Consider the following 2,607-nt stretch of genomic DNA (forward strand, 5'->3'; position numbering starts at 1 on the left):
ACCCATTCTTGCAGGATGCTTGATATTATGGAAGCGAATGTATCGGTGTATACAATATAAATAGCATTTTTCAGTTATTAAGCTGTAGTGCCGAACTCTAATTTCTTGTCTTACACTCTCTAGAAGAGGGCTTGCCATGAAACTTTTACCTCAAGAAGTATCGCTCATTGAGGTATTACTAGGCTGTTTATTTATACAGTGTTATTAGAGCTGCATCAAAGTGACGTGATATATTACGTCACTATGACGTATAACACCCTGATAAAAAGCAAACTAATCTATATTAATCATATAGTTAGATTAGTTATTTAACGTTTAATCTAGTATTGAATATGTGAGGTGGTTAAAATATATTTAAGTATTATACGTCAGGGTGACGTAATGTATTACGTCATAGTGACGTTCATTAATAGTTACTTTCTTTGCCAGAAAACTGTGGAGATCTTATGGAAGAAGTCACAATCACAATTGACATATTTTGGCTTGTACTGATTGTTGCTGCTCTAGGGCTGTTGGTCGTAGGAGCAATAATTTTGTTCGCTTGGAAAGCATTTTCTGATGATTCCAGAGGATTTGTAAGTTATGAGAATTACCTAGACTTTTTGAGTACCCACAAGATTAAATCGAATTTACCAGTTTATCTAAACGAGGCTTACGCTGACTACCTGCAAAAGAGAAATGAATTCTGGTCTACATACGGTCAAGTTGTAGTTGCGGTATTTATAGTGATTGTTTTAGCAATATTAATGCTTACTAAAACTATTACTGCTGAGGCGGGACTCCCCATTTTGTCTGCGGTTTCTGGCTTTGCAATTGCCAAAGGTGTTTCATCAACAAAGAATACACCGAGCAATCCAAATGACCCGAATTTGGGGTAAGCATTCAATAGCAAAAATTGGTGGAATACGCTAAAGCGAATATCTCGCTCTAAGAGTTATAACTACTGTAAGGAAAATTTTATGGCTGTTAGTCATCGTGCTGAGATAAATCCTGAACTTTTAGTATGGGCAAGAAAGAGTATACGGATGGATATTGTCTATGCTGCAAAAAAGCTTAGGGTTGCTGAAAAAAAGCTAGAAGATTGGGAATCAGGAGTTGAACAGCCAACGATAAGGCAGTTAAGAAGTATCGCTAAATCATACAAAATTAATTTTGGTGCCTTTTTTCTCCCAGAGCCACCTGAACTGTTTAATTCGCCTGTTAAAGATTTCAGAAGACATCACGGCACAACCATATCTGACTTCCACCCTGAAATTTACATTGATCTAAGGAATAACCTAAATACACGAGAAATAGCAGTGGAGCTTGAATCAGAACTTGGCGAAAGACAGGTTCAATTCCAATCCAGTTGCACTATAGAAGAAAACCCTATCGATGTTGCTAAACGGGTTCGACGAATCATAGGAATGTCATTTGCTAAGCAAAAGACAGCCAGAAATAGTCGGCTTGCATTTAATATGTGGAGGGAGTTAATTGGAAGCCTAGGCTGCCTTGTCTTGCAATCAACAAAAATAGATTTAAATGAAATGCGTGGCTATTCAGTATATTTCGACTTTAAGCCGTTATTAGTCGTCAACAGAAAAGATTCATACTCAGCTAGAACGTTCACTTTATTGCATGAGCTCACACATATTCTATTACGATCAAGTGGTTTATGTGATCTGCATAGCAATACTAAAATGTCACCACATGAGCAAAGGTTAGAAGTATTCTGCAATAAAGTCGCAGCACAGATTCTAGTACCGGATGAATATCTTCTATCATACCCCGCTGTAAGAACCACTGGCCCTGAAGAATGGACTGACCAAATTATTTCACCGATTTCTCGTGACTTTGGCGTTAGTAGGGAGGTTATCCTAAGGAAACTGTTAGATCACAATTTAACAACAAAGGCTTTCTACGAAGAGAATAGAGAAAGGTATCGTCAAGATGCTGAAGCCACTAAGAGAAAGAAACAGGGAGGTTTTGTTACTCCTGCAGTTGATACAGTAAGTTCAAAGGGTAAGCAATTTGTATCACTTGTTTTTGATGCGATGAATTCCTCACTAATTACATCAAATGATGCGTCAGATTATCTTGGTGTCAAAGCTAAGCATTTCTCGAAAATTGAATTAAGTGTGGCGAGCTAGCATGAGTGATGCGAAATATGTAATCGATACCTGTTCTTTAACTAAGATGAGGCACACATATCCAAAAGACGTATTCCCTACAGCATGGACAAAACTAACGGAACTCTCTGAAGCTGGTATTGTGATATCAGCTGAAGACGTTTTAGAGGAGCTAAGTGCCTTTGATGATGAAATCCTAGAATGGGCTCAAGGCCAATCAGAATTCTTTTATCCACTAAATTCAAGTGTACAAAAAGCTGCTATTGACATATTACGACAGCACCCTGGGTTGCTTGATTTAAAGAAAAACAAATCAAGTGGTGACCCTTTTATAATTGCAACTGCATTATGTAATGACTGTTTAATAGTTACTGAGGAAAAACTAAGTAACTCTCCTATTCGACCAAAAATTCCAAATGTGGGCAGAGCGGTCGGCGTGGAATGTATTACCATCGTAGAAGTGTTCCGTAGGGAAGGTTTGCGGGTATAGATTAAAAAG

At 37.8% G+C, this 2,607-nt stretch carries 4 protein-coding genes; 3 read left to right on the forward strand and 1 reads right to left on the reverse strand.

Features of this window, described 5'->3' with window-relative positions:
• On the reverse strand, positions 1 to 138 hold a 138-nt coding region (locus tag KCG35_RS26790; RefSeq protein ID WP_215822482.1), incomplete at its 3' end, for a phage integrase N-terminal SAM-like domain-containing protein.
• 308 nt (positions 139 to 446) lie between these two features.
• Here KCG35_RS26790 and KCG35_RS24505 point away from each other — a divergent pair.
• The 3 genes from KCG35_RS24505 (at position 447) to KCG35_RS24515 (ending at position 2,598) form a co-directional block, all read left to right on the forward strand.
• On the forward strand, positions 447 to 878 hold the full coding sequence (locus tag KCG35_RS24505; RefSeq protein ID WP_215822479.1) for a hypothetical protein: 432 nt from the start codon (positions 447 to 449) through the stop codon (positions 876 to 878).
• A gap of 81 nt (positions 879 to 959) precedes the next feature.
• Positions 960 to 2,129 (forward strand): ImmA/IrrE family metallo-endopeptidase, encoded by a 1,170-nt coding sequence (locus KCG35_RS24510; protein WP_215822480.1) that lies wholly within the window; start codon positions 960 to 962, stop codon positions 2,127 to 2,129.
• Position 2,130: 1 nt separating this feature from the next.
• A complete protein-coding gene (locus KCG35_RS24515) occupies positions 2,131 to 2,598 on the forward strand; it encodes a DUF4411 family protein (protein WP_215822481.1) in 468 nt (155 codons plus the stop codon).
• The last annotated feature ends 9 nt before the right edge of the window (positions 2,599 to 2,607 follow it).

This window comes from Zooshikella harenae, assembly GCF_018837975.1.
Lineage (GTDB): Bacteria > Pseudomonadota > Gammaproteobacteria > Pseudomonadales > Zooshikellaceae > Zooshikella > Zooshikella harenae.